This is a genomic window from Candidatus Poriferisodalis sp. (assembly GCF_965208555.1).
GTDB lineage: Bacteria > Actinomycetota > Acidimicrobiia > Acidimicrobiales > Poriferisodalaceae > Poriferisodalis.
Window position 1 is genome coordinate 3,131,520 of sequence record NZ_OZ242342.1, and the last position, 23,549, is coordinate 3,155,068.

Genomic DNA, 23,549 nt, shown 5'->3' on the forward strand with positions numbered 1-23,549 from the left:
TCAGGCGAATGATCAATCTCCGCTACCACATCGTGTCCATAGCGGCAGTCTTCCTGGCCTTGGCGATCGGCTTGGCATTGGGCTCGACGTTCGTGGACTCGGTGCTGGTGAGCAACCTGGAGTCTCGTGTGGACCAGCTGCAGGCTGACACCGAGTCGGCGATCGAGCGGCGAGCGCAGGCTGAGGAGGCACTCAGCGGGGTGGAGGCGGAACGCGACGCCGCGCTCGCGGGCGTCGAAGCCGCTCGGTCCGTTCGGTTCGAGGTGGAGGATCTCGTGCGGCCGTACCTTCCCCAAGGTCGACTGAGCGGCACGACGACGCTCATCGTTGCGCCCGAGTCCACTGATCGAGCCGCGGTGGCAGCCATCCGCGCTCGTCTCGATGCGACCGACGCACGACCGGGCGGCGTGGTGTGGCTCAGCGAGGACCTGCGTCTGGACGACCCCGACGTGCGTCAGAGCATCGCCCGAGCATTCTCGCTGGCAGGCGACAGCCGCAACGCCGTGCGACGAGCGCTTCGTTTCCTGGTGCCCCAGGCGCTCTTCAGGCCGGCCGAGGCGGGTTCTAGCCGGACGCCCGGCAACGACGTGAACGCGATCACCGACTCCGCAGCGCTCGACGGTTTCTCGCGCGGCTTCTCGTCGGTGCCGCCGACTCGCACGGCGCTTACCTTGCTGCGAGATCTGGAGTTGATCACTCACGACGGCACCGGCGCTGCCGCGCTGCATCTGCTCGGCGGGGAGCAGATGCGGCTTGTAGTGGTCACCGATGCGGCTGCAACGAGGCTGAATGAGGACTTCGTCTTCGATCTGCTCCGTGCGATGGCCGATGACGGGCACTCGGGCGCCGCCGTCATCGTCGAGGTACCGGCTCCCGCTGCAGCCGGAGCCGGCTACGGCACCGTGCTCCAGCTGCTCCGCGCCGATCCTGTGCTCGCTGAGTCGTTCTCGAGCGTCGACGATGTCGAGACCTTCTCGGGCGATCTGGCGCTGCTGGTGGCGCTGGAGCGGCTGCCTGCCGTCAACCACTTCTCTGGCGCCGATCCTGACCACGGCTTGGGCCCGTCATGACCCATGCCGTGGCGATTGTGCCTGCGTTCAACCGGGCCGACACGGTGGGTGCCACGGTGACGGCGCTGCGAACCGTGTCCGACGTGCTCGACGTCATCGTGGTCGACGACGGTTCCCGGGATCGCACAGCGGCGGTTGCGGCTGCAGCCGGAGCGCGTGTCATCGAGCTCGCTCGCAACCGCGGCAAGGGAGCGGCGATCACGGCGGGCATCGCGGCGTCGGGCGCACCCGACGTCTACCTGCTCATCGATGCCGATCTGGGCGCTTCAGCTGCACTGGCCGGTGATCTGCTGCAGCCGGTCGCGCTGGGCGATGCCGATATGACGATCGCCGTGTTCGACGCTCCTGATGGTCGGGGCGGGCTCGGGCTCGTCAAGGGGTTTGCGGCGCGCGTGCTGCGTTCGCAAACGGGACTCGACATGGCGGAGCCGCTCTCGGGGCAGCGCGCGGTGCGGGGTCCGCTGCTGAGATCGCTCCAGCTTGCGCCCGGATTCGGTCTCGAGATCGGCCTGACGCTCGATGCGGCTAATCGCGATGCCGTCATCAGCGAGATCGCAGTGGGATTCACCCATCGGCAGACCGGCCGTGATCTCAGCGGCATTGCGCACCGGGCCCGCATCGGCCGCCACGTCTACCTGGCAGTCGTAGCTCGCACCGGCTGGCCGAAGGCGATGTACTGCCTGGCTGCCTCCCTGCTCGGCCGTGTCATCTCGGCGGCTCGTCGAGTGCCGGTGGGTCATCGGGGACGCCGGCTGGGGCTAGCGGCGCGCGCCCGATGGCGGCGCGCACGCCGGCTTCGGCTGCCACGTGCGCTCCGGGACCTGCGGTCGAGACGGCCGTGGCGTCGCCGAACCCCACACGGGTCGTGACACGGTCGCCGCCGCTGGCCCTCATCGTCGGCAGGCCGCAGGCAGCGGTGATGCTCATCGCCGCATTCGGGGGATCGCTGCTCGTCGCGGCTGTGCTGTGGCGCTGGCTCGGTGCGCGCATGAGCCGGGATCGCTGGATCCGGCCCAACTACCGCGGCCGCCAGATTGTCGCCGTCTCGGGTCTTGTTGCCCTTGCCGCCGGTGCGATCGCCGTCATCGTCACGGCGGCGGTCGTCGTTTCGCTGCCGGAGGCCGAGCTGCGCTGGGCCGTGTTCGTGCCCGATCACGACCCGCTGCTGGCCCGCTCGCCGGATTCTGCCGTCATTGCCGGCGGCATCGCCGCACTCGTGCTGCTCGGGGGATTCGGATGGCTCGGCTACAACGACGACACCAGAGGTGTGCTCGGCGAGCCGCATGGGCAACAAGGCGGCGGGTTCCGGGGGCACCTTCGTCTCAGTTGGGAGCGTCGCCGGCTCACCACTGGGGCCTTGAAGGCGGTGGGCGGCCTCGTCGTGGCGATAGCGGCCGTACAGATCGCCCTGTGGGGCGACCCGGCCGAGGCCCGAGACGTTGTGGGCGCAGGACCCGGCGGTGACTGGCTCCGCGCGTCGGCCCAGCTGTTGGGACTGGGTGCCGATCCCGATGCCGCATGGAGCGCAATGGCGCTCGTGCGCGGGGTGCTGATCGTGGCACTGTCGGCGAACTTGCTGAACCTGCTGGATCGGGCGCCCGGGCGCGCGGTCAAGGCGGCGTTTGTGTGGTGGCTCGTCGCTCTGACGCCGGCAGCGCTCGTGGCGGCTGGCTCGACGGGTCGTCTCGATCTGGGGTTCGAAACCTCGGAATGGGCCGTGTGGGCCGGGGCCGCCGTGGGCGCATCGGCAGGATTGCTGCGCAGCGAATTGGCGGAGCAGCACATGCTGGGTGACACCGGTGTCAACCCGGTGGGAGCCGTCGTGGGCATGGCGACGGTTGTCGCCTACCCGTCGACCGTCGAGTGGGTGGTCCTGGCGGTGCTGGCGGTCTTGAACCTGTCAAGCGAACGGTGGTCGTTCAGCCGGGTCATCGATGCGGTGCCGCCACTGCGATGGCTGGACCGGCTCGGCTCGCCCTACCGCCACACGTGAGCAGCGCGGCGTCGTTGCGCCCGCTGCGGAGGCGGCGCTCGGTGCTACGCCCGCTGCATGGCAGCGGCGCAGTGTCCTATGCCCGCTGCATGGCAGCGGCGCAGTGGCGATGCTCGGCCAAGCGTTCGTCGAGGTCGGGGTGAACGATCTGACCGTCGCGCACGACAGGGCGACCGGCCACGATCGTGTCCCGGGCGGACAGCGGGCCGCAGCGCAGCCATGCCTCGATGAGATCAGAGAGTGCGCCTGCGAACGCCGGCCCGTCGAACTGCCACACCACGAGGTCGCCGCATGCACCGGGCGACAGCTCGCCGATCTCGCCCTCGCGGCCGAGGCACCCTGCGCTGCCACGGGTTGCGACGTCGAGGACATCGCGAGCAGAGAAGTACACCGTGCTGTCCCCCCCGCTGCTCTCGTGTGCGGTGTCATCGACGTCGCGGTCACGGCCGTCGGCGGGCCTGCCGCTGTCCAGACCCTTCTCGGCGCTCAATTGTCGCTGGCCGTCACGCAGCCGCCCCACCAGCAGCGCATTGCGCGCCTCGGTCCACATCGACGCCGAATCGGTGCTGGCCGAGCCGTCCACGCCGAGGCCGACGGGAACGCCCGCTGCTCGCAGCTCGCGCACCGGGGCCAGCCCGACGCCGAGCAGCAGGTTCGAGCTGGGGCAGTGCGCCACTCCGGTGCCCCACGTGCCCAGGCGGGCGATCTCGGCAGTGTTGGGCTGCACGCCATGCGCGATCCACGAACGGTTTGAGCCCCAGCCGCAGTGCTCGAAGTAGTCCACCGGCCGCATCCCGAACATCTCCAGGCAGAAGCCGTCCTCACCGGGGTCCTCGCACAGGTGCGTGTGCAGGCGCACGTCGAGCCGTTCAGCCAGCTCGGCGGTGGCCGTCATCAGGTCGGTCGACACCGAGAACGGCGAGCACGGGGCCAGCGCGATCCGCACCATCGCATCGGGCGAGCGGTCATGGTGCACTCCGACCAGCCGCTCCGACTCGGCCAAGATCTCGTCGGGCGATTGGCAGACCTCATCAGGGGGCAGCCCGCCGTCCGATTGGCCCAGCGACATCGAGCCGCGGGTGGGGTGGAAGCGCATGCCCAGTTCGGCGGCGGCGTTGATCTCGGCCGTGATCAGGTCGCCGCCGCCCCGGGGATGCACATAGAGGTGATCAGTGCTGGTCGTGCAGCCGCCCAACGCCAGCTCTGCAAGGCCGACCCACGCGGACAGGTACGCGCCCTGCTCATCGAGCCGTGCCCACAGGGGGTACAGCGTGGTGAGCCAGTCGAACAGCCCGCCTCGAAGCGCCGGTGCGTAGGACCGGGTGAGGTTCTGGTACATGTGGTGATGGGTGTTGATGAGCCCAGGAGTCACCAGGCAGCCGCGCGCATCGATGCGGCGCGTTGCTGGCGGCGGTGCCTCGGCGGCCTCGCCCACGGCGCTGACGAGCCCGTCGGTGATGGCAACCCACCCGCCGACGATCTCGCGGCGCTGATCGTCGCAGGTCGCCACCAGTTCGGCGCTGTGCACCACCAAGTCCGCGTGCCCAGGCTCGGGCCCGGTGTGCTGTGTGCGGTCACCGGTGTTGCTCATGGCTTCCCTCCGGCATCAGCCAACCCTGCATCAGCCAACAAGACCCGGTGCGACGGTAGCTTGATGACACATGCGAGAGAGTCCACCCGAACAGCCGCGTGGCTAAGCACATTTTCGTCACCGGCGGAGTTGCCAGCTCCCTCGGCAAGGGACTCACAGCGGCATCGCTCGGGCGACTGCTGGCGGCTCGCGGACTGCGGGTCACCATGCAGAAGCTGGACCCGTACATCAACGTCGACCCCGGCACGCTCAACCCGTACGAGCACGGTGAGGTGTTCGTCACCGACGACGGCGGCGAGACCGATCTGGATCTCGGTCACTACGAGCGCTTCATCGATGTGTCGCTGACCCGTGATTCGAATGCGACGACCGGCTCGATCTACCAGAAGGTGCTGGCCGACGAACGGCGGGGCGAGTACCTGGGTCGGACGGTGCAGGTCATCCCGCACATCACCGACGAGATCAAGGAACGGATTCGCAAGCTGGCCACCGGCGACGTGGACGTGGTCATCACCGAGGTGGGCGGCACGGTGGGCGACATCGAGATCCTGCCCTTCCTCGAGGCCATCCGCCAGATGCGCCTCGAAGTCGGCCGCCAGAACATCTGCTATGTCCACGTCACGCTGGTGCCGTTCATCGGCCCATCCGGCGAGCAGAAGACCAAGCCGACGCAGCATTCGGTGACCGAGTTGCGCAGCCGCGGCGTGCAGCCAGATGCCATCGTGCTGCGCAGCGAGGGTCCCATCGAGGACGGCCTGCGCAACAAGATCTCCAACCTCAGCGATGTCGAGCTCGCCGGTGTGGTGAATGCCCCCGATTCGTCGGTCCTGTACGAGATCCCGATGGTGTTGCGGGCCGAGGGCCTCGACAGCTTCCTGTGCGGGATCCTCGGCTTCGAGGACGTCGAGCCCGACCTTGCCGACTGGGAAGCGATGCTGGCCCGCATCAAGGCGCCCCAGGCGACGGTGCGCGTCGGCATCATCGGCAAGTACGTGGCCCTTCCCGATGCGTACTTGTCAGTCGTGGAGGCGCTTCGCCATGCGGCCTCGTACCACGGCGTCGAAGTCGAGATCGAGTGGATTCACTCCGAGGAGATCGAGGGACTGCTCGCTGCAGGGCGGCTCCGGCACCTCGATGGCATGGTGATCCCGGGAGGCTTCGGTTCGCGGGGCATCGAGGGCAAGATCGCCGCAGCTGCGTACTCACGCGAGCACGACATCCCGTGCCTGGGCCTGTGCCTGGGGCTGCAGGTCATGGTCATCGAGTTCTGCCGCAACGAGCTCGGGCTGCTGGGCGCCAATTCCACCGAGTTCGATCCGAACACGCTGCATCCGGTCATCGATCTCATGCACGCGCAACGCGGCATCCAGGACAAGGGCGGCACGATGCGGCTCGGTGCCTACGTGGCCAGGCTGGCACCCCGCAGCCGTGTCGCGGCAATGTACGGCGACACGCTGGTCAATGAACGGCACCGGCATCGCTACGAGGTGAACAGCGCCTACCGGCAGCGGATGGAAGAGGGCGGGCTGCAGTGCAGCGGACTGTCGCCCGACGGCCGGCTGGCGGAATTCATCGAGCTGGACGGTCACGCGTTCTGGGTGGGCACCCAAGCCCACCCCGAGTTCAAGAGCCGGCCCAACCGCCCCGCCCCGCTGTTCTGCGGCCTGGTGGGCGCCGCGCTGGCGCGCGCTGAAGGACGCAATCCTCAGCTGCTGCCGGCATCTACTGGAACCGGGCCGTTGGGCACTGAACCCCTGGCCTGACGGTGCCCGCTGCGCTGGCGGTCGAGGCCGAGGACTACCTGGGCTGGTTGTCGAACGAACGAGGCCGAGCGCCGCGCACCGTGGCGTCGTACCGGGCCGACCTCGGCGGGTTTGCGACATGGCTCGAGGCGCGAGGCAGTGATCTGCTGGCTGCCAGCTCCGCCGACATAGCGGCCTACCTGGCCCATCTACGCGACGACCTCGGGCGGGCGGCCTCCACAGCGGCCCGGGTCGCAGTCAGCCTGCGCGGTCTCTACCGATTCCTCGTGGCCGAAGACATGGCATCGACGGACCCCACCGGTGCGCTCGATGTGCCCCGGGCGCCTGCCGGACTGCCCCGCGCACTGCGACGCGACCAGGTCGAGCAGCTCCTGGCATCCCCGGTCGGGGACAGCCCACTGGTGCGACGCGACCGGGCGATGCTCGAAGTGCTCTACGGAATGGGTCTGCGGGCCAGCGAGCTGGTGGCCCTGTCGCTGGGCGACGTCGATCTCGACGAGCGGCTCATGCGGGTATGGGGCAAGGGCGGCAAAGAGCGCGTCGTGCCGGTCGGGCGCCACGCAGCCGATGCTGTGGGCGACTGGCTGAGCGGCGCCGGACGCGCGGCACTGGAACCTGCCGAGTGGCGGTCGAGGGACGACGCGGCCGCGCTGTTCCTCAATGCTCGGGGGCGCCGCATCACCCGCCAGGGCGCCTGGCTGATTGTGCGCCGCCACGGCGACCGCGTCGGCCTCGGACCCGACGAGCTCACCACCCATGTGCTGCGCCATTCGTGCGCCACGCACATGCTCGACGGCGGCGCCGACATCCGCAGCGTGCAGGAGCTGCTCGGCCACGCGTCCATCTCAAGCACCCAGCGCTACACCGCGGTCTCCCAGGAACGCCTGACCGAGGTCTACCGCCGAGCCCACCCCCGCGCCCGCTACTAGTCGGCGAACCTGTTACTTGGGCAGGAAGCCCATTGCCTCTTTCGCGCGAGCCAAGGTTTCGCACGCCACGGCTTCGGCCTTGTCGGCACCGGCGGCGATGATGCGAGCGAGCTCGGCGGGGTCGGCGTCCAGCTCGGCCTTCTTCGCGGCGATGGGCTCGAGCATCGCGACGACCGCATCAGCGGTGTCGGACTTGAGGGCTCCGTACTGGCTGTAGCCCGCTGCTGCGTCGACTGGGCTGCGGCCCGTGGCGGCGCCCAGGATGGACAGCAGATTCGAGACGCCCGGCTTGGTCTCGGGGTCGTAGCGGACCTCGGACTCCGAGTCGGTCACCGCCCGGGCGAACTTGCGTGCGATGCCGGCCGGGTCGTCGAAGATGCCGACCGAGCCCTGGGGACTCTCCGCGGACTTGGACATCTTCGAGGTGGGATTCTGCAAGTCCATCACACGGGCGCCGACCGTGGGGATGGCTGCCTCGGGGATGACGAACGTGTCGCCGTAGCGGCTGTTGAACCGCTGCGCCACGTCGCGTGTCAGCTCGAGGTGCTGGCGCTGGTCGTCGCCGACCGGGACGCGATCGGCGTCATAGATCAGGATGTCCGCTGCCATCAGCGCGGGGTAGGTGAACAGGCCGGCCGAGACATGGTCGCCGCCCCCCTCACCGCCCTCTGAGCGCGCCGACTTGTCCTTGAACTGGGTCATCCGGCGCAGCTCGCCGAGCGACACGGTGCATTCGAGCAGCCACGACAGCTCCGTGTGCTGGGGAACGTGGCTCTGCACGAACAGCGTGCAGACATCGGGATCGAGACCGACCGAGATCAGCGTGGCCATCGTGCCCAAGGTGGCGGCGCGCAGCTCGGCCGGATCCTGCTGGATGGTGACGGCATGCAGGTCGACGGCGCAGTAGAACGCATCGGCATCGTGCTGGTCGATCGCCCATTGGCGCAGCGCGCCCAGGTAGTTGCCGAGGTGAACTTCGCCGGTGGGCTGGATGCCCGAGAGCACTCGTGTCATGGCGCCGGACGGTACCGGGTGGTGCCCGAAGAAACCCGTCGAATATCCCGGGACCCGCAGGCATGCCGCGGTACCTTCGGGCCGCGTGGCCCACGAGGTTCGCACAGAGGCCTTCGCCGGCCCGCTGGACGTGCTGGTGAAGCTGGTCGTGTCCCAGGAAGTGGACATCTGGGAGGTGTCGCTGACGCGTCTGGTCGACGACTTCGTCGCCGTCATGGCCGCAGTCGAGTTCCCCGAACCTGCCGACGGTGCGCCTAGCAGCGACGCTGCCGATGTGCATGCCGGTGACGGCAGGATCGACATGGATGCTGCCAGCGAGTTCGCCTTGCTGGCCGCGACGCTGATCGAGCTGAAATCGCGCCGGCTGCTGCCTGCGCCGCCGGTCGAACTGGACCTGGAGGACGAGCTGGCCGCCTACGGCCTGCGCGATGCCGCATTAGCGCGGCTCGTCGAGGGACGCACGTTCGGCGCAGCGGCGCGACTGCTGCGTGAGCGCTGGGATGCCGCGGCGCTGCGATGGCCCCGTACAGCGGGTCCCCCCGAGCGCTTCCTGGTGTTCGCGCCGGATCTGCTGGCGGGCGCATCCCGAGACCATCTCAGCGCGGCGATGGAACGGGTGCTTGCGCCGCGGCCGGTGCCGCGAGTCGATGTCAGCCACCTGAGGGCTGCCGGCATCACGGTCGACGAGGCAGCGGCCAAGATCATCGAGCGGCTCGCAGAAACGGGCACGGCCACCTTCCGTGAACTCACCTGCGACGTGACCGAGCGCATAGTGGTGGTCGTGTACTTCCTGGCTGTGCTGGAGCTGTTCGGATCGGGGCTCGTCGATTTGACTCAAGCTGAGCGCTTTGGCGACATCGGCGTGGAGTGGATCGGCGACGGCGCGGCACCGCTGGTTGCGACCGGCGGCTACGGGGAAGACGCCGCGTGAGCGAGCACCGCCCGCCGGTCGAATCCGCGCGCGGCCTGCGGCTGGTCAGCGACGAGGGACGGACGGTCGCCGATCCGCCTGCGCCGCCGGCTGAACACTCGCATGGCTCGTCGGCGCCGGCCACCCCGGCGCATCCCGCCTCGCATCCCCCTTCCCATCCCTCCGTGCCCTCCGGGCGCAACCAGGCGGTCAATGGCTCGTCGATGTCGCAGAACGGCCACGCAGAGGGCATCGCTGGCATCGAGACCGGCGACATGCCGCCCGGTGAGCAGCGGGCATTCGACGACGACGTGCTGTATGCGGCCATCGAGGCCGTGCTGATGGTCGCGACCGAGCCGGTGCCGACCGAGGTGCTGGCTGCGGTCATCGGGGCGCCGGCGACATCGGTCCAGGCGGTCTGCAACGAGCTGGCCCGGGAGTACGCGCAGGCCGAGCGAGGCTTCACCCTGATGCAGGTGGCTGGTGGATACCAGTTGCAGACCGCCGCAGAAGTAGCGGAGTACGTGGAACGCTTCGTGGGAAGCCGCCGATCGGCTCGCCTGTCTGCAGCAGCGATGGAGACGCTGGCCGTGGTGGCCTACAAGCAGCCCATCTCACGAGCGCAGATCAGCGCAATCCGGGGCGTGAACGCCGACGGCGTCGTCCGCACGCTCGCAGATCAGGGCTACATCGCCGAGGTCGCACGCGATCCGGGTCCCGGCAATGCGGCCCTGCTCGGGACGACGCCGACGTTCTTGGAGCGACTGAGCCTCGACAGCCTCGACGATCTGCCTTCGCTGGCCGAGCTGAGCGTGGACGCTGACGCCGTGGAGGCCATGGATCGCCTCGCAGCCTCCAAGCACGGCTAGCGGTGCCGTACGACGGCCAACAAGAACAGGCCGAACGGCTGCACAAGGTCATGGCTCGTGCCGGCGTCGCCAGCCGGCGGGTGTGCGAGGAGATGATCGCCGCGGGACGCGTCACGGTCAACGGCACGGCCGCCCGGATCGGGGATCGCGCGCGACCGGCCGATCGGATCGAGGTCGACGGCGCAGTCGTCACCTGGGACACGGAGACGGTCCATTACCTCGTGAACAAGCCGTTCGGGGTGCTCAGTGCAGCATCGGACGACCGTGGCAGGCGCTGCGTGATCGATCTGGTGCCTGCAGGACTACGCGTCTACCCGGTCGGGCGGTTGGACGCCGATTCCGAAGGGCTGATCATCGTGACCAACGATGGCGAGCTGACGCACCGGCTGACGCATCCGTCGTGGGGAGTCGAGAAGGAATATCTCGCTCATGTGGACGGGGTGCCCGCCCGAGGTGCGCTCGCGCAGCTGCGCGCCGGCATCGAGCTCGACGACGGGCCCACCGCGCCCGCAGCGGTGTCGATGCCCCAGCCGTCGGTGCTGCGCATCGTGATACATGAGGGCCGCAACCGCCAGGTCCGGCGGATGTGCGACGCCGTAGGACATCCGGTGCTGCGGCTCGTGCGCACACGCATCGGGCCGCTCGCCGATCCGGCGCTGCGTCCCGGCGAGCACCGGCCGCTCACCGCCGACGAGGTCCGCGGGCTGCACCGCGCCGCCACAGATGCGAGCCGTGAGGTGCAGACGCCATAGCGGGCGCACCTGCTCGCGCAGCAGAGCGCTGCGTCGTGGCCGGCGCGAGGTGCTGTTCGGCGTCTTCGCTGTGTCGCAGGCAGCGACCACAATGGGTGTGACGCACGGACGAGCATTGGCACGCCTCACGGAAATCGTTGCCAGCACATGGGAGCACGCAGATGAGCCTCGCTGAGACGTACCGGCTGTCGGGGCGCTACACGGACGACAGCGGCACCACGTTCATGACCGGGTTGCAAGCGCTGGCTCGTCTGCCGATCGAACAGCTGCGGGCCGATCGGCGCGCCGGGCTGCGCACTGCGGCGTTCGTGTCGGGCTATCCGGGCTCGCCGCTCGGCGGCTATGACGCCGCCGTTGAGGCTGCCAGGAGCGCGACCGACCTGCCCATCATCCACTCGCCGGCCGTCAACGAGGAGCAGGCAGCGACCGCCGTCATGGGCAGCCAGCTGGCCACCACCCGGCCCGATGCCACCTACGACGGCGTCGTGGGGCTGTGGTACGGCAAGGCGCCCGGCGTGGACCGCGCAACCGACGCGCTGCGGCATGCGGTGTTCGCCGGCGCTGATCCCCGCGGCGGCGCGGTGGCCATCGCCGGCGACGACCCCGCAGCCAAGAGCTCCACGATCCCGTCAAGCTCAGCCGGTTCGATGGCTGACCTGCACATCCCGGTGCTATACCCGGGCACACCCGCCGAGGCGCTCGACCTCGGCCGCCACGCCATCGCGATGTCCCGGACGACTGGGCTCTGGACGGGCCTCAAGATCGTGGCCGACGTGGCGGACGGTGCCGCCACGGTGCTGCTGGATCCTGACCGGTTCGACCCGGTCATCCCGCTCGTCGACGGCAAGCCCTACCGTCACCGGCCCGACGGCTACCTCCTCACCCCGCACACGGTGGACATCGAGCGCGAGATCGTCGAGGTTCGCTACGAGCTGGCCATTGCGTACGCGGCGGCCAATCGTCTGAACGACGCCACCGTCGACCCGACGGATGCCTGGATTGCCATCGTGGCGTCGGGCATCACCTACCGCGAAGTGCGCGAGGCGCTGCGGCGGCTGGGCCTCGGCAGCGACGACGCGGTTCGGGACGCCGGCATCCGGCTGGTGCGGATGGGAATGCCGATCCCGTTCAGCGCCGAGCGAGCCCGCCACTTCGCCCGCGGGGTCACGGAGATGTTCGTGATCGAGGAGAAGAGCCCCAACATCGAATCGCTGCTCAAGGACGCGCTCTACAACCAGTCGCATCACCCCCGCATCGTCGGCAAGACCGACGAGGACGACCGGGCGCTGCTCGGCTCCTACAGCGCGCTGGCCGCCGACGACCTCATCGGGCCGTTGCGCGGGCGGCTGGAGGCTCGCATCGGCGATCGGCTGGCGCCTGCGCAGCCCGAGCGCGTGCGCATCGAGCTGCCACTGGCGCCCGGGCAGCATCGCTCGCCGTACTTCTGCTCGGGCTGCCCGCACAATCGCTCCACCGAGGTGCCCGACGGCGCCCTGGTGGGCGCCGGCATCGGCTGCCACACCATGGCGCTGTTCATGGATCCCGAGCGGGTCGGCGACATCGTGAGCGTGACCTGCATGGGCCAGGAGGGCACGCAGTGGATCGGCATGTCGCCCTTTGTGGAGACGCAGCACATCTTCCAGAACCTGGGTGACGGCACCTACTTCCACAGCGGCCAGCTGGCGATCGCCGGGGCGGTGGCCTCCGGCACCAACATCACCTACAAGCTCCTGTGGAACCGAGCCGTCGCCATGACGGGCGGGCAGGACCCCGCCGGGCAGCTCGAGGTGCCCGATGTGGCGGCCGGCCTGCTGGCGGGCGGCGTGGCCAGGGTGCTCGTCACCACACACGATCCCGCTGCCTATCGCGGCCGCGCGCTGCCTGCGGGTGTCGAGGTGTGGCACCGCGATCGCCTGATCGAAGCCCAGGAGATGCTGGCCGGCATCGACGGCGTCACGGTGCTGATCCACGATCAGCAGTGCGCGGCCGAAGCGCGCCGGGGCCGCAAGCGCGGCACCCAGCCCACGCCGACCAAGCGAGTGCTGATCAACGAGCGCATCTGCGAGGGCTGCGGCGACTGCGGCGCCAAGAGCAACTGCCTGTCGGTGCAGCCCGTCGACACGTTCTTCGGCCGCAAGACCCGCATCGACCAGACGTCGTGCAACCTGGACTACTCGTGCCTGGACGGCGACTGCCCCTCGTTCATGACCGTCAGCGAGCCGGGGCCATTCCGTGCTGCGGTGCGCGAGATGCTGGCGCCGCTGCGGCGCAAGCCGGCGGCGGGCGGCGGTGACGGCGCCAGCGGCGCTGGGCCTCAGCCGCCCGCCGAACTGCCCGATCCGGTGCCGCTCGTGGGTCCCGACGAGGTGTCGGTGCGCATGTGCGGCATCGGCGGCACCGGTGTGGTGACGGTGAACCAGGTCCTCGGCACGGCGGCGATGTTCGACGGCTTCGAAGTACGGGGCCTCGACCAGATCGGGCTGTCGCAGAAGGCGGGCACCGTGGTGGGCGATCTGCGGCTGAAGCGGATCGGCGGGCCGGCTACCGCACGCCTCGGCAGCGGCCAAGCCGACGTCATCGTGGCCTTCGATCTGCTTGTGGCGGCATCAGCGGCGGGCCTCGACGTCGCCGACCCGGCCAGGACGATGGTCGTGGGCTCGACGTCGCCTACGCCGACGGGCGCCATGGTCGCCGATCCCAGCATCGAAGGGCCCGCGACCTCCGAGTTGCTCGAGCGGGTGGCTGCCGTCACCATCGACGGCAGGCAGCACTGGGCCGATGCCGCCGTGCTGGTGACGGCACTGTGCGGCTCTGCAGTGACTGCGAACGTGTTCGTCGTGGGCATGGCGGTCCAAGCGGGTGCGCTGCCGGTCGCACCGGCCAGCGTGGAGGCCGCCATCGAGCTGAACGGGGTCGCTGTCGCTCAGAACCTCGCTGCGTTTCGCTGGGGCCGGGCGATGATCTGCGATCCGGCGGCGGTGACGGCAGCCGCGGCGCAGCGCCCTGCCGGTGCAGCGGGCCACCCGGGCGGCGCCGAAGGCGCCGGTGTGCACAGTGCCGAAGGCGCCGGTGTGCACAGTGCCGAAGGCGCCGGTGTGCACAGTGCCGAAGGCACTGGTGAGCACAGTGCGGTTCCGGAGCACTTGTCGGCCCGCGTCGACGCGCTGGTCGACGGGCTGGCCCGCAGGGGACCAGCGGGCGACCTCGATGGGCTCCGTGCAGGACTGCGCCGGTATGCAGCCGAGCTGCGTGCCTACCAATCGGACCGGCTGGCAACGCAATTCCTCGACGCAGTCGAACGGGCAGCCACAGCGGACGGATCCGCGGGGGACGGCTCCGGCCGGTTGACCGCCGCCGCCGCCGCAGGGCACTTCAAGCTGATGGCCTACAAGGACGAGTATGAGGTCGCCCGGCTCATGATGGATCACGAGGCGCAGGCAGCGGCACGGGACTTGGCAGCATCTGTCGGCGGCACAGTGTCGTGGAGCCTGCACCCGCCGCTGCTGCGAGCACTGGGGCGCACCGGCAAGATCCGGTTCTCGGTGGCGTGGCGACCGCTGTTCGCACTGCTGGCGCGTGGCAAGCGCCTGCGCGGCAGCTGGTGCGACCCGTTCGGCCGCACCGAAATCCGCCGCACCGAGCGCGCATTGCCAGGCGAGTACGCAGCGGCGCTCGAAACGGTGCTCGAAGCGCTGGAGCGGGACGCAGGCGCGGCCCGCTATGAGCAGGCCGTCGCCGTGGCTGGGCTGGCCGAATTGGTGCGCGGCTACGAGGAAGTCAAGATGGCCACTGTTGCGACGTTCCGCTCGGAGCTGGCGACCCATGTCGCCGGACTGGCACCTCCCGGCTGAGCCATCGCCGCACGCGGACTCCCGCAGGCCATACCGGGGACGGTGAGGGCCATCGGTACCCTTCGTTCCGTGGCCTCGAGTCCTGCTGAAGCGACTCTGCCGTCGGCGCGTGCCGGCGCGCCTGCGGGTCGCGCCCAAGTGGTGGGCACGGGCTTGATCGGCGGCTCGGTCGCAGCGGCATTGCGCAAGTCGGGCTGGCATGTCACCGGGCGTGACGCCATCGGCGGTCATGCCCAGCGAGCACTCGAGCTTGGCTGCCTCGATGCCGTCGGCACCGACCCGGAGGCCACGTTCTGCGTCGTGGCTGTACCTGCAGCGTTGCTGGCCGATCAGGTTGCCGCTGCGCTCGCAGACACTGCTGCAGCGGGGGCCGTCGTGACCGATACGGGCAGCGTGAAGACGCCCGTCTCCCGCGCCATCGCCGATCCCCGCTACGTGCCGGGTCATCCGATGGCCGGTTCGGAACAGGAGGGCATCGAAGGGGCGAACCCAGACATGTTCGCCGGTGCCGTGTGGGCCCTGACCCCGAATGAGGCCACCGACGACCACTCCCTGCGCGTGTGCCAGGCCGTGCTGGCGGGCTTCGGGTCCGATGTGGTGACGATGACGCCCGAACGGCACGACGCGCTCGTCGCAGTGGTGAGTCACGTGCCCCATCTCACCGCCGCATCGCTGATGTGCCTGGCCGACGATCGAGCCCTCGACGACGCACCGCTGCTGCGCTTGGCGGCCGGCGGGTTCCGGGACATGACCCGGGTCGCCGCTGGTCATCCCGGCATCTGGCTGGACATCTGCGGCGAGAACCGCGATGCCATCGTGAGCGTGCTCGACGAGTTGTCCGAACGCCTGAGCGAGATGCGCGACGTGGTGGCGGGAGCCGACCGCGACGGCCTGCGCGCCGTGCTCACCCAAGCGCGGCGCGCCCGCACCAACCTGCCGTCCCGGTATGTGCGACCGCAGGAGCTGCTGGAAGTGCGGGTGCCGATCCCGGATCGGAAGGGTCAGATCGCTGCCATCACCATGCTCGCCGCGGACTGCGATGTGAACGTGGCCGACATCGAGGTGGCCCACTCGCCCGAAGGATCCGAAGGCGTGCTCGTGCTCGTCGTGGCGCGCACCGAGGCGCAGCGCTTTCTTGCGGCGTTGGCCGGGCAGGGCTATCACCCCACCACACGCGACTTGGCATGAGCACCGGGCAGGTCATCGGGGTCATCGACCCTTTCACCAACGGCGCGTCGGGCTCGGCGCTGCTGCCGGGCTCCAAGAGCATCACGAACAGGGCGGTGCTGTGCGCCGCCTTGGCGCAGGGGCGCAGCACGCTCGACGGGGTCCTGTTCGCAGACGACACCGAGGCGATGATCGAGGCCGTCACGGCCTTGGGCGCGATCGTGCGGGTCAATCGTGGCAAGCGCCGGCTCGTCATCGACGGCATCGGCGGCCGGCGCTCGGAGTCTCATGACGCCGGCGACGAGCCGATCATGGTCCACGCGCGGTCGTCGGGCACGACAGCGCGCTTCGTGCTTCCCGTGGTCGCGGCGCTCGGCGGCCGCTGGCTGCTCGATGGCGACCCGCAGCTGCGCGCGCGCCCGCTGGACGATCTGCTCGCGGCACAGCGCTCGCTCGGCGTCGAGGTGCGCGAGCTCGGCGAGCATGGCTGCCTGCCGATCGAGGTGGAATCGGCAGGTGCCGGTGCCGAAGCACCGTTGCGTCATGTCCGCATCCGCGCCGATGTCTCCAGCCAGTTCGCCACTGGGCTGCTGCTTGCGGGTCCGCTGCGCGGCGGCATCCATGTGGAGATCGACGCTGAGTTCGACACCGTGAGCCGGCCGTACATCGACATGACGGTGGCGGTCATGGAGGCCTTCGGCGCCAAGGTCGTCGTGCCCAGCCTCGATCGTTACGTGGTGACCGAGGGCGGTTACCGCGCAGCCCGCTACCGGATCGAGCCGGATGCCTCTGCTGCCAGCTATGTCTGGGCTGCTGCGGCGCTGTGCGGCGGCGAGGTGCGTGTGGAGGGTCTCGGCGGCCACAGCATCCAGGGCGATGTGCGCTTCGCGGAAGTGCTCGGCGAGATGGGAGCGGAGGTGACGGTCAGCGACGATGCCATCACCGTCGGCGCGCCGCCGGACGGGGCGCTGCGGGCAGGCACGTTCGACTTGCGCGACTTCTCTGACACGGCCCAGACGCTGGCGGCCGTGGCGGCGTTCGCCGAGGGCACCACCAGCATCGAGGGAATCGGCTTCATCCGCCGCAAGGAGACTGACCGCATCGCCAACACGGCAACCGAGCTCGCGAAGCGCGGCGTGGACGCGACAGCCGAGTTCGACGGCATCACCGTGCGTGCCAATCCATTCGGCCTGCGGGCGGGCTTGGTGGACTGCCATGGGGACCATCGCATGGCGATGGCGATGTCGCTCATCGGTCTGCGCGTCGCCGGGATCGACCTCGACGATCCTGACTGCGTCGCCAAGACGTTTCCCGACTTCTACGACGTGCTGGAGTCGCTCAGAGCGACACCGGAAACGGTCGCGGCGGCACAGGTTCCGGTGATCGCGATCGACGGCCCCGCCGCCTCCGGCAAGTCCAGCGTGGCTCGTGCGGTGGCGGCCGAGCTCGGCATGGACTACCTCGACACCGGAGCGATGTACCGGGCGGTGGCCTGGGCAGCACTGCAAGCCGGAGTCGATCTCGCTGACCTCTCGGCGGTGGCAAAGATCGCACGCACCGCGCAGATCGAGATCTCCAGCGTGAGCGGCGCGCAGCAGGTCACTGTCGACGGCGCCGATGCCACGGCGGCGATACGCAGCGCGGAAGTGGATCGCAGCGTGAGCGTGGTGGCGGCCAACCCGCAGGTGCGGTGGGTGCTGACCCGGCGTCAGCGCGACTGGGCCAACCGCGTGGGCGGGGGAGTGATGGAGGGCCGTGACATCGGCAGCGTGGTCTTCCCCGATGCGATCCTGAAGGTGTTCCTGACCGCCACTGCGGGCGAGCGGGCCCGCCGGCGGCTGGTCCAGCAGGCTGCGGGGGCCGGCGGCGCGGGTGGTGCGAGTCTCGATGACGATGCAGTCGCAGAGCTGGCCGCCGAGCTGAGCGAGCGCGACGCGCACGACTCGGGCAGGGCCGACTCGCCGCTGCAGGTCGCGCCTAGGGCGGTCATCGTCGATACGAGCGAGCTGTCTGAGGACGAGACCGTCGAAACCATCACCGCGTTCTATCGCCGTGCCACCGGGCCCGAGGCGCCGGTTCGCATGAATGATCTCGAGGCCCGATGACCGGACCGGACGAACCTGAAGTCGAGCTGCGCGACGGGCCGCTCAACATGGCCGTCTACAAGATCATGAAGTACGCCATCTGGGGTGTATTCCGGGCGTGGAACCGCATCTCCGTGGACGGCCTGGTGAACCTGCCCGACGGCCCGTGCGTGTGGGTGCCCAACCACCGCAGTTACATCGACACGCCCATCCATGCCGCGATTCCTGCGCGGATGCGGGTGATGGGCAAAGACTCGATGTGGAAGTACCGCTTCCCGGGCTGGCTGTTCACCACGATCGGCTGTTTCCCGGTGAATCGGGACGCGCCGGATCGGGCAGCGCTGCGCACCGCGCTGAATGCGTTGCAGTTCGGCGACGGCCCGGTGGTGATGTTCGGCGAGGGCGAGCGAAAGGACGGCCCGCGGGTGCTGCCGCTGATGGACGGCCCGGTGTACCTGGCGGCGCGCGCGCAGGTCCCGATCGTGCCGGTGGGGATCGGCGGAACTGCGGCTGCGATGCCGCGGGGCGCCAGGTTCATGTATCCCCGCCGGATCAAGTTCATCATCGGCGAGCCGATGGATCCGCCTGCGCCGGGACCGAATGGCCGAGTCTCCCGCCGAGCAATCCGCGAGACCACCGAAGAGCTGCGCGAGCGCATCCAAGACGTGTTCGACCGGGCTCAAGCTGCCGTCGGCACGCCCAACGTGCGCTGACGGCGCGGCGTCGCCTCAGCGCTCGGTGGTGACCAGGGCAGCGAGGACGCCGCTTGCCGCCGTCGTTCTGTCGGCTGCGCCCAGCCGTGCACCGGCGGGCACGGCGAGGCTGGCATGGACGGCGGCCTCCATGGCGCCCAGCAGGTCTCGCAGCTCGCGGGGCGGGGGGAAGTACTCGTCCTCATCGGTGATCGTGACCTGGGTGGTGCCCTGGACCGGCGCGAGCCGTTCGATCACCGCGTCCACCAGTTCTTCGGGCGCCGATGCCCCGGCAGTGACGCCGATGGTGCCACGCAGGTCGTCGGGGAGTTCGGCGGCGGCGTTCACTCGCAGCACGCGTTCGCAGCCCGACTCGACGGCAACCTTGGCGAGCGCCATGGTGTTGGAGGAGTTGGCCGAACCGATCACCACGACAGCGTCGCAGTCGGGTGCGAGCTGCTCGAGGGCGCTCTGGCGGTTGGTGGTGGCAAAACAGAGGTCCGAGCGTCCCGCCATCCAGACATCGCCGAAGCGTGCCTTGGCAGCGTCGGCCACATCGGCCCAGTCACGATGGCTGAGCGTCGTCTGGGCCAGCACCGCAACCGGCGCATCGATGTCGTCGAGCCCCTCGACATCGGCCGGATCGGAGACCAGCGAGATGGCGTCAGGCGCCACGGCCATGGTCCCGACAGCTTCGTCATGACCCTCGTGTCCGACGTAGACCACCTGGTAACCCTTGGCGGCGCGCACACGGACTTCGTGGTGCACCTTGGTGACCAGCGGGCACACGGCGTCCACTACATAACCGCCGCGCCGGCGGGCCCCCTCCACCACTTCGGGTGCCGAGCCGTGTGCTGACAGCATGAGCGGCCGACCGGGCGGCACTTCGGCGATGTCGTCGACGAAGACCACGCCGAGCCGCTCGAACCGGTCGACCACGAGGCGGTTGTGGACGATCTCGTGGTAGCAGTACACGGGCGGCGGGAACGAGCGAACGAGCCACGCCAGCGCCTTGATGGCCATCTCCACGCCCGCACAGAAGCCGCGGGGCGCGGCCAGCAGCACCCGATCCACAGCCACCTCGATGACGCTACCGATTCCTATCCTGAGCGTGTGTCTCGGCCGGTTGTGGTGGCGGTGGAACCCGGTTCGGCGGCCGAGACGGCCGGGCTGGCTGTGGGCGACGAGGTGATGTCGATCTCCGGCGTCGTGCCGACCGACGTGATCGCCTGGCAGCTGCTGCTGGACGAGCCCGATCCCACGCTGGCGGTGCTGCGCGGCGGGCACGAGATCGCCATTGACGTACCCAAGAACGCCGGTGTCCCGCTCGGCGCCGAGGTGCATGCCGCGATCTTCGACCGGGTGCAGACCTGCGACAACCACTGCGAGTTCTGCTTCATCTACCAGCTGCCGCCCGGGCTGCGCCGCAGCCTGTACCTCAAGGACGACGACTACCGGCTGTCGTTCCTGTACGGGAACTTCACGACGCTCACGCGCTTCACCGAATTGGACCTGGAACGGGTGCTGGACGAGCGCCTGTCGCCGCTGTATGTATCGATCCATGCCACCGATCCCGAGGTGCGCGCTCGGATGCTCCGCAACCCGCGTGGCGCAACCAGCCTGCGGTGGCTGAGCGCGCTGCTTGCCGGCGGTGTCGAAGTGCACGGCCAAGTGGTCGTGTGCCCAGGCGTCAATGACGGGGCAGTGCTGGCTGACACGCTGCTGGGCGTTCTGGATCGCTTCGCGTCGTTGGCAACGCTCGCGGTGGTCCCGCTGGGCGTGAGCTCGCATCAGCGAGAGCCGGCCATGCGCCCCCACACCGCCGCGGAAGCCGCAGCCGTGGTGGACCTGTGCGAGCAGTGGCAGCAGCGTTTCGAGGAGCTGCTGGGTCGGCGACTGGTGTTTGCTGCGGACGAGTATTACCTGCTGTCCGGCCGTGACTTCCCTGAGGCATCCGTCTATGGCGATTTCCCGATGCACGAGGACGGCATCGGCATGGCGCGGGCATTCGAGCAGGAGTTCTGGCCGGCTGGGGACAGCGCGCTCGGCGGTGCTGATCTCGCCGGCGCTGGCTCCGGCGGCGGCGGCGCTCGGGCGCCCCGGCCCCGCGCGCCGGCGGCAGGCTTCTTCTCGTGGGTCGACGGGGCGCCGGCGGAGGGCTACCGGGCCGCACGGGCGCCCGGACACGGCGCCAACCGCAGCGGCGAGGTCGATGGCGGCGGTTTGCCGCTGTCGCTGCGCCCGGTACCGGTGACGCTCCGGGCGACCTCCCGGCGATCTCACGGCGCCGATGGACGGCCGATCGGCATCCTGACCGGTACCTACGGTGCCGCCGTGCTCCGCCCGCTGGTGGCCGGGTGGAGATCGGGCGTGGCTGCGGCAACGGGCACGGCAGCACCCGAGGTGCGGATCATCGACGTGCCCAACGCCTTCTTCGGCGGCAACATCGGCGTCACCGGTCTGCTCGCAGGTGCCGACATCGCCGCCGCGCTCGAATCCGAGCCGGCTGCTGATCGCTACCTCCTCGCCGATGTCTGCCTGTCGGGTGGAGCGTTCCTCGACGGCACGACACCCGAGGACCTTCCGCGCAACGTCGAGATCGTCCCGACGAACGGTGCGGCGCTGCGGCGGCGGCTCGACGCTGCCGCCGGTCTCGAGCCGGGAGGCGCCGGCGACCGGCCGCTCGCGGCCGCAGCGGCGGAGACGCGGCAATGAGCGCAGGCCTGCCCGTGGTCGGCATCGTCGGACGCCCGAACGTCGGCAAGTCCACGTTGTTCAACCGGCTCGTCGGGCGTCGCGAGGCGGTGGTGGCGCCCGAGCCCGGCGTGACGCGGGACCGCAAGGAAGCCGAGGCCGCTTGGCGCGGAAACTCCTTCGTGGTGGTCGACACCGGCGGCTGGTCGGCGCAAGGTGATTCGCTCGACGGCAAAGTGTCCGAACAGAGCGAGCGCGCGATGGGCGATGCCGACGTGCTGCTGCTGGTGGTCGACGTCACCGTCGGCATCACCGAGCCCGATGCCCGTATCGCCGCCATGCTGCGGCGCAGCGGCCGGCCGACCCTGGTCGTCGCCAACAAGGCCGACAGCGGGTCCCGCGATGACGGTCGGTGGGAGTTCAACCGCCTGGGGCTCGGCGAAGCCTGGGCGGTGTCCGCCCTGCACGGCCGCAACATCGGCGACGTGCTTGACCGGGTGCTGGACCTGCTGGGCGCCGGCGCGCCAGAGGCGGATGAGACTGGTGTCGACGGAGCTGACGCGGATGGAGCAGGTCACGGCGACCGGTCCAGCGACGAGCCGTTCCACGACGGCTCCGCACACGACGAGCCGAGCGAGGACGACGCGATCCCGGCGGTCGCCATCGTGGGCCGCCCCAATGTCGGCAAGTCGACGCTGTTCAACCGGCTCATCGGCGACGAGAGATCGGTGGTCCATGACCGGCCCGGCACGACTCGCGACACCATCGACACCCTGGTGGAGACCGAGGCCGGCCCGGTGCGGTTCGTCGACACCGCGGGCATGCGGCGCAAGGCCCGGGTGGATGCCGATACCGAGTACTACGCCAACCTGCGGGCGTTGCGGGCCATCGACGCCTGTGACGTGTCGCTGCTGGTCGTCGACGCCACCGAGGGCGTGACGGCGCAGGACCAGCGTCTCGCTGAGCGCATCGACGCCGCCGGATGCCCGATCGTGGTGCTGCTCAACAAGTGGGAGACACTGGATGCAGAGCACCGCGAGGGCGTCTTGGGGGACCTGGCACGCCGCCTGCACTTCGTGGGAGAAGCACCCGTGCTGCGCATCAGCGCGCTGACGGGCCGGGGTGTGCACCGGCTGGTGCCCGCGATCTCCGCAGCCATGGAGGCGTACGAGTCGAGGGCACCGACGGCCAGGGTCAATGCGATTGTCCAGCTCGCGCAGTCCGCCCAGCCGGCGCCGGGAGGAGCGCGCGTGCTCTACGCCACGCAGGTCGCCGCTCAGCCCCCGACGTTCACACTGTTCGCCAACCGGGAACTCCCGCCCACCTACCTGCGATACCTCGAGCGGCGCCTGAGGGAGGAGCTGGGGTTGGCGAAGACACCGCTCAAGCTGCGGGTGCGCCGGCGTTGAGACCGCTGTCCCGACGAGGAGCGGGTCCGACCGCCCAGCGGCAGAATCGCCGCCCGTCCCCAGGCGGCCCCGCGGGCTCCGGCACTCGCCGACGCAGCGAGGTCGACGGGTCGCAGCAGCGCGCCGGCGCACCGTGGCACTTCTGGCTCGTCGTCGTCATGGCCGCCGTATACCTGGGGTGGAGGGCGGTGGAGGGCGTCGTGTGGCTGGTCCAGTGGGTCGGCTGAGCGCCGGGTGAGCGAGCCAGTATCGTGCTCGCCGAGGCGGGCTGTGGCGCAGTCTGGTTAGCGCACTGGTCTGGGGGACCAGGGGTCGGAGGTTCAAATCCTCTCAGCCCGACCGCCAACCGGCCATCGACGTGCAGGGAAACCCATCATGAGCAGTGCAGCAACGCAGCGACAGCAACCCGAGATCGCCGTCGAGCCGGAGCCGGGCCGGGTCACCGTCCGGGTGGACGGCGTGATCGTGGCGGACTCGACGTCGGCCGTGGTCCTCACCGAGGGGCGTCTGCCGCCGCGCCACTACCTGCCCGCCTCCGATGTGCACATGGAGCTGTTCAGTCCCAGGGTCACGTCAAGCCATTGACCGTGGAAGGGCGATGCCAGCTACTGGTCAGTAGCAGTGAACGGCCAGACCTATGACGACATCGTGTGGTCGTATCCGGATCCGATCCCGGAAATGGCCGAGATCGCCGGCCTGATGAGCTTCTATGCCGAGCGCGACGAGGTGTCCCAAGTCGTTTCCTGACGCTGGCGCGCCGT

Annotated in this window: 17 protein-coding genes, 1 tRNA gene and 1 pseudogene; 16 read left to right on the plus strand and 3 right to left on the minus strand. The window is 69.7% G+C overall.

What is annotated here, in order from left to right; translation table 11 throughout:
• The first annotated feature begins 8 nt into the window (after positions 1-8).
• From ACOGXE_RS14385 to ACOGXE_RS14395, 3 genes are read left to right on the plus strand one after another with little or no spacing between them, the layout of a single operon-like run.
• Positions 9-1,070, plus strand: a complete 1,062-nt coding sequence (locus ACOGXE_RS14385; protein ID WP_419931588.1) for a copper transporter — start codon at positions 9-11, stop codon at positions 1,068-1,070.
• Complete coding sequence (locus tag ACOGXE_RS14390) at positions 1,067-1,939, plus strand: glycosyltransferase (protein WP_419931589.1); 873 nt, start codon at positions 1,067-1,069, stop codon at positions 1,937-1,939. The genes ACOGXE_RS14385 and ACOGXE_RS14390 overlap by 4 nt, the downstream gene beginning before the upstream one ends.
• Entirely contained in the window at positions 1,909-3,063 is a 1,155-nt protein-coding gene (locus ACOGXE_RS14395; protein WP_419931590.1) for a hypothetical protein, read from the plus strand. Before ACOGXE_RS14390 ends, ACOGXE_RS14395 begins: the two co-directional genes overlap by 31 nt.
• Positions 3,064-3,139: 76 nt before the next feature.
• Here the strand turns inward: ACOGXE_RS14395 and ACOGXE_RS14400 are convergent, their stop codons facing one another.
• A complete protein-coding gene (locus ACOGXE_RS14400; protein WP_419931591.1) occupies positions 3,140-4,654 on the minus strand; it encodes an amidohydrolase family protein in 1,515 nt (504 codons plus the stop codon).
• A gap of 98 nt (positions 4,655-4,752) precedes the next feature.
• Here ACOGXE_RS14400 and ACOGXE_RS14405 point away from each other — a divergent pair, with 98 nt between their 5' ends.
• Positions 4,753-6,417 carry a CTP synthase gene (locus tag ACOGXE_RS14405; protein ID WP_419931592.1) on the plus strand — a complete coding sequence of 555 codons (1,665 nt, stop codon included), beginning with the start codon at positions 4,753-4,755 and terminating at the stop codon, positions 6,415-6,417.
• 2 nt (positions 6,418-6,419) lie between these two features.
• Positions 6,420-7,346 carry a tyrosine recombinase gene (locus ACOGXE_RS14410; protein ID WP_419931593.1) on the plus strand — a complete coding sequence of 309 codons (927 nt, stop codon included), beginning with the start codon at positions 6,420-6,422 and terminating at the stop codon, positions 7,344-7,346.
• Between the two features lie 12 nt (positions 7,347-7,358).
• Here the strand turns inward: ACOGXE_RS14410 and trpS are convergent, their stop codons facing one another.
• Complete coding sequence (trpS, locus tag ACOGXE_RS14415; protein WP_419931594.1) at positions 7,359-8,360, minus strand: tryptophan--tRNA ligase; 1,002 nt, start codon at positions 8,358-8,360, stop codon at positions 7,359-7,361.
• Positions 8,361-8,445: 85 nt separating this feature from the next.
• Between trpS and ACOGXE_RS14420 the strand changes: the two genes are divergently transcribed.
• The 7 genes from ACOGXE_RS14420 (at position 8,446) to ACOGXE_RS14450 (ending at position 18,706) form a co-directional block, all read left to right on the plus strand.
• The gene (locus tag ACOGXE_RS14420; protein WP_419931595.1) at positions 8,446-9,291 is read left to right on the plus strand and encodes a segregation and condensation protein A; all 846 of its coding nucleotides are present in this window, start codon (positions 8,446-8,448) and stop codon (positions 9,289-9,291) included.
• Complete coding sequence (gene scpB, locus ACOGXE_RS14425; protein WP_419931596.1) at positions 9,288-10,139, plus strand: SMC-Scp complex subunit ScpB; 852 nt, start codon at positions 9,288-9,290, stop codon at positions 10,137-10,139. The genes ACOGXE_RS14420 and scpB overlap by 4 nt, the downstream gene beginning before the upstream one ends.
• Positions 10,140-10,141: 2 nt before the next feature.
• On the plus strand, positions 10,142-10,891 hold the full coding sequence (locus ACOGXE_RS14430) for a pseudouridine synthase (RefSeq protein ID WP_419931597.1): 750 nt from the start codon (positions 10,142-10,144) through the stop codon (positions 10,889-10,891).
• A 161-nt stretch (positions 10,892-11,052) separates the two neighbouring features.
• Positions 11,053-14,742: an indolepyruvate ferredoxin oxidoreductase family protein gene (locus tag ACOGXE_RS14435; protein ID WP_419931598.1), complete on the plus strand. Its 3,690-nt coding sequence runs from the start codon at positions 11,053-11,055 to the stop codon at positions 14,740-14,742.
• A gap of 69 nt (positions 14,743-14,811) precedes the next feature.
• The gene (locus ACOGXE_RS14440; RefSeq protein ID WP_419931599.1) at positions 14,812-15,930 is read left to right on the plus strand and encodes a prephenate dehydrogenase/arogenate dehydrogenase family protein; all 1,119 of its coding nucleotides are present in this window, start codon (positions 14,812-14,814) and stop codon (positions 15,928-15,930) included.
• Positions 15,927-18,014, plus strand: a complete 2,088-nt coding sequence (gene aroA / locus ACOGXE_RS14445) for a 3-phosphoshikimate 1-carboxyvinyltransferase (protein ID WP_419931600.1) — start codon at positions 15,927-15,929, stop codon at positions 18,012-18,014. Before ACOGXE_RS14440 ends, aroA begins: the two co-directional genes overlap by 4 nt.
• On the plus strand, positions 18,011-18,706 hold the full coding sequence (locus ACOGXE_RS14450) for a lysophospholipid acyltransferase family protein (RefSeq protein ID WP_419931601.1): 696 nt from the start codon (positions 18,011-18,013) through the stop codon (positions 18,704-18,706). Before aroA ends, ACOGXE_RS14450 begins: the two co-directional genes overlap by 4 nt.
• Before the next feature lie 15 nt (positions 18,707-18,721).
• On the opposite strand, the gene ispH is transcribed toward ACOGXE_RS14450, so the two are convergent.
• A complete protein-coding gene (gene ispH / locus ACOGXE_RS14455; RefSeq protein ID WP_419931602.1) occupies positions 18,722-19,765 on the minus strand; it encodes a 4-hydroxy-3-methylbut-2-enyl diphosphate reductase in 1,044 nt (347 codons plus the stop codon).
• Positions 19,766-19,798: 33 nt separating this feature from the next.
• On the opposite strand from ispH, the gene ACOGXE_RS14460 reads away from it, so the two are divergent.
• From ACOGXE_RS14460 to ACOGXE_RS14475, 4 genes and pseudogenes are all read left to right on the plus strand, one after another.
• A complete protein-coding gene (locus ACOGXE_RS14460) occupies positions 19,799-21,400 on the plus strand; it encodes a DUF512 domain-containing protein (RefSeq protein ID WP_419931603.1) in 1,602 nt (533 codons plus the stop codon).
• Positions 21,397-22,788 (plus strand): ribosome biogenesis GTPase Der, encoded by a 1,392-nt coding sequence (gene der / locus ACOGXE_RS14465; RefSeq protein WP_419931604.1) that lies wholly within the window; start codon positions 21,397-21,399, stop codon positions 22,786-22,788. The genes ACOGXE_RS14460 and der overlap by 4 nt, the downstream gene beginning before the upstream one ends.
• A 264-nt stretch (positions 22,789-23,052) precedes the next feature.
• Positions 23,053-23,127: transfer RNA gene (locus tag ACOGXE_RS14470), tRNA-Pro, on the plus strand.
• Positions 23,128-23,163: 36 nt separating this feature from the next.
• Positions 23,164-23,535, plus strand: a pseudogene (locus ACOGXE_RS14475) (DUF427 domain-containing protein).
• Positions 23,536-23,549: the final 14 nt, after the last annotated feature.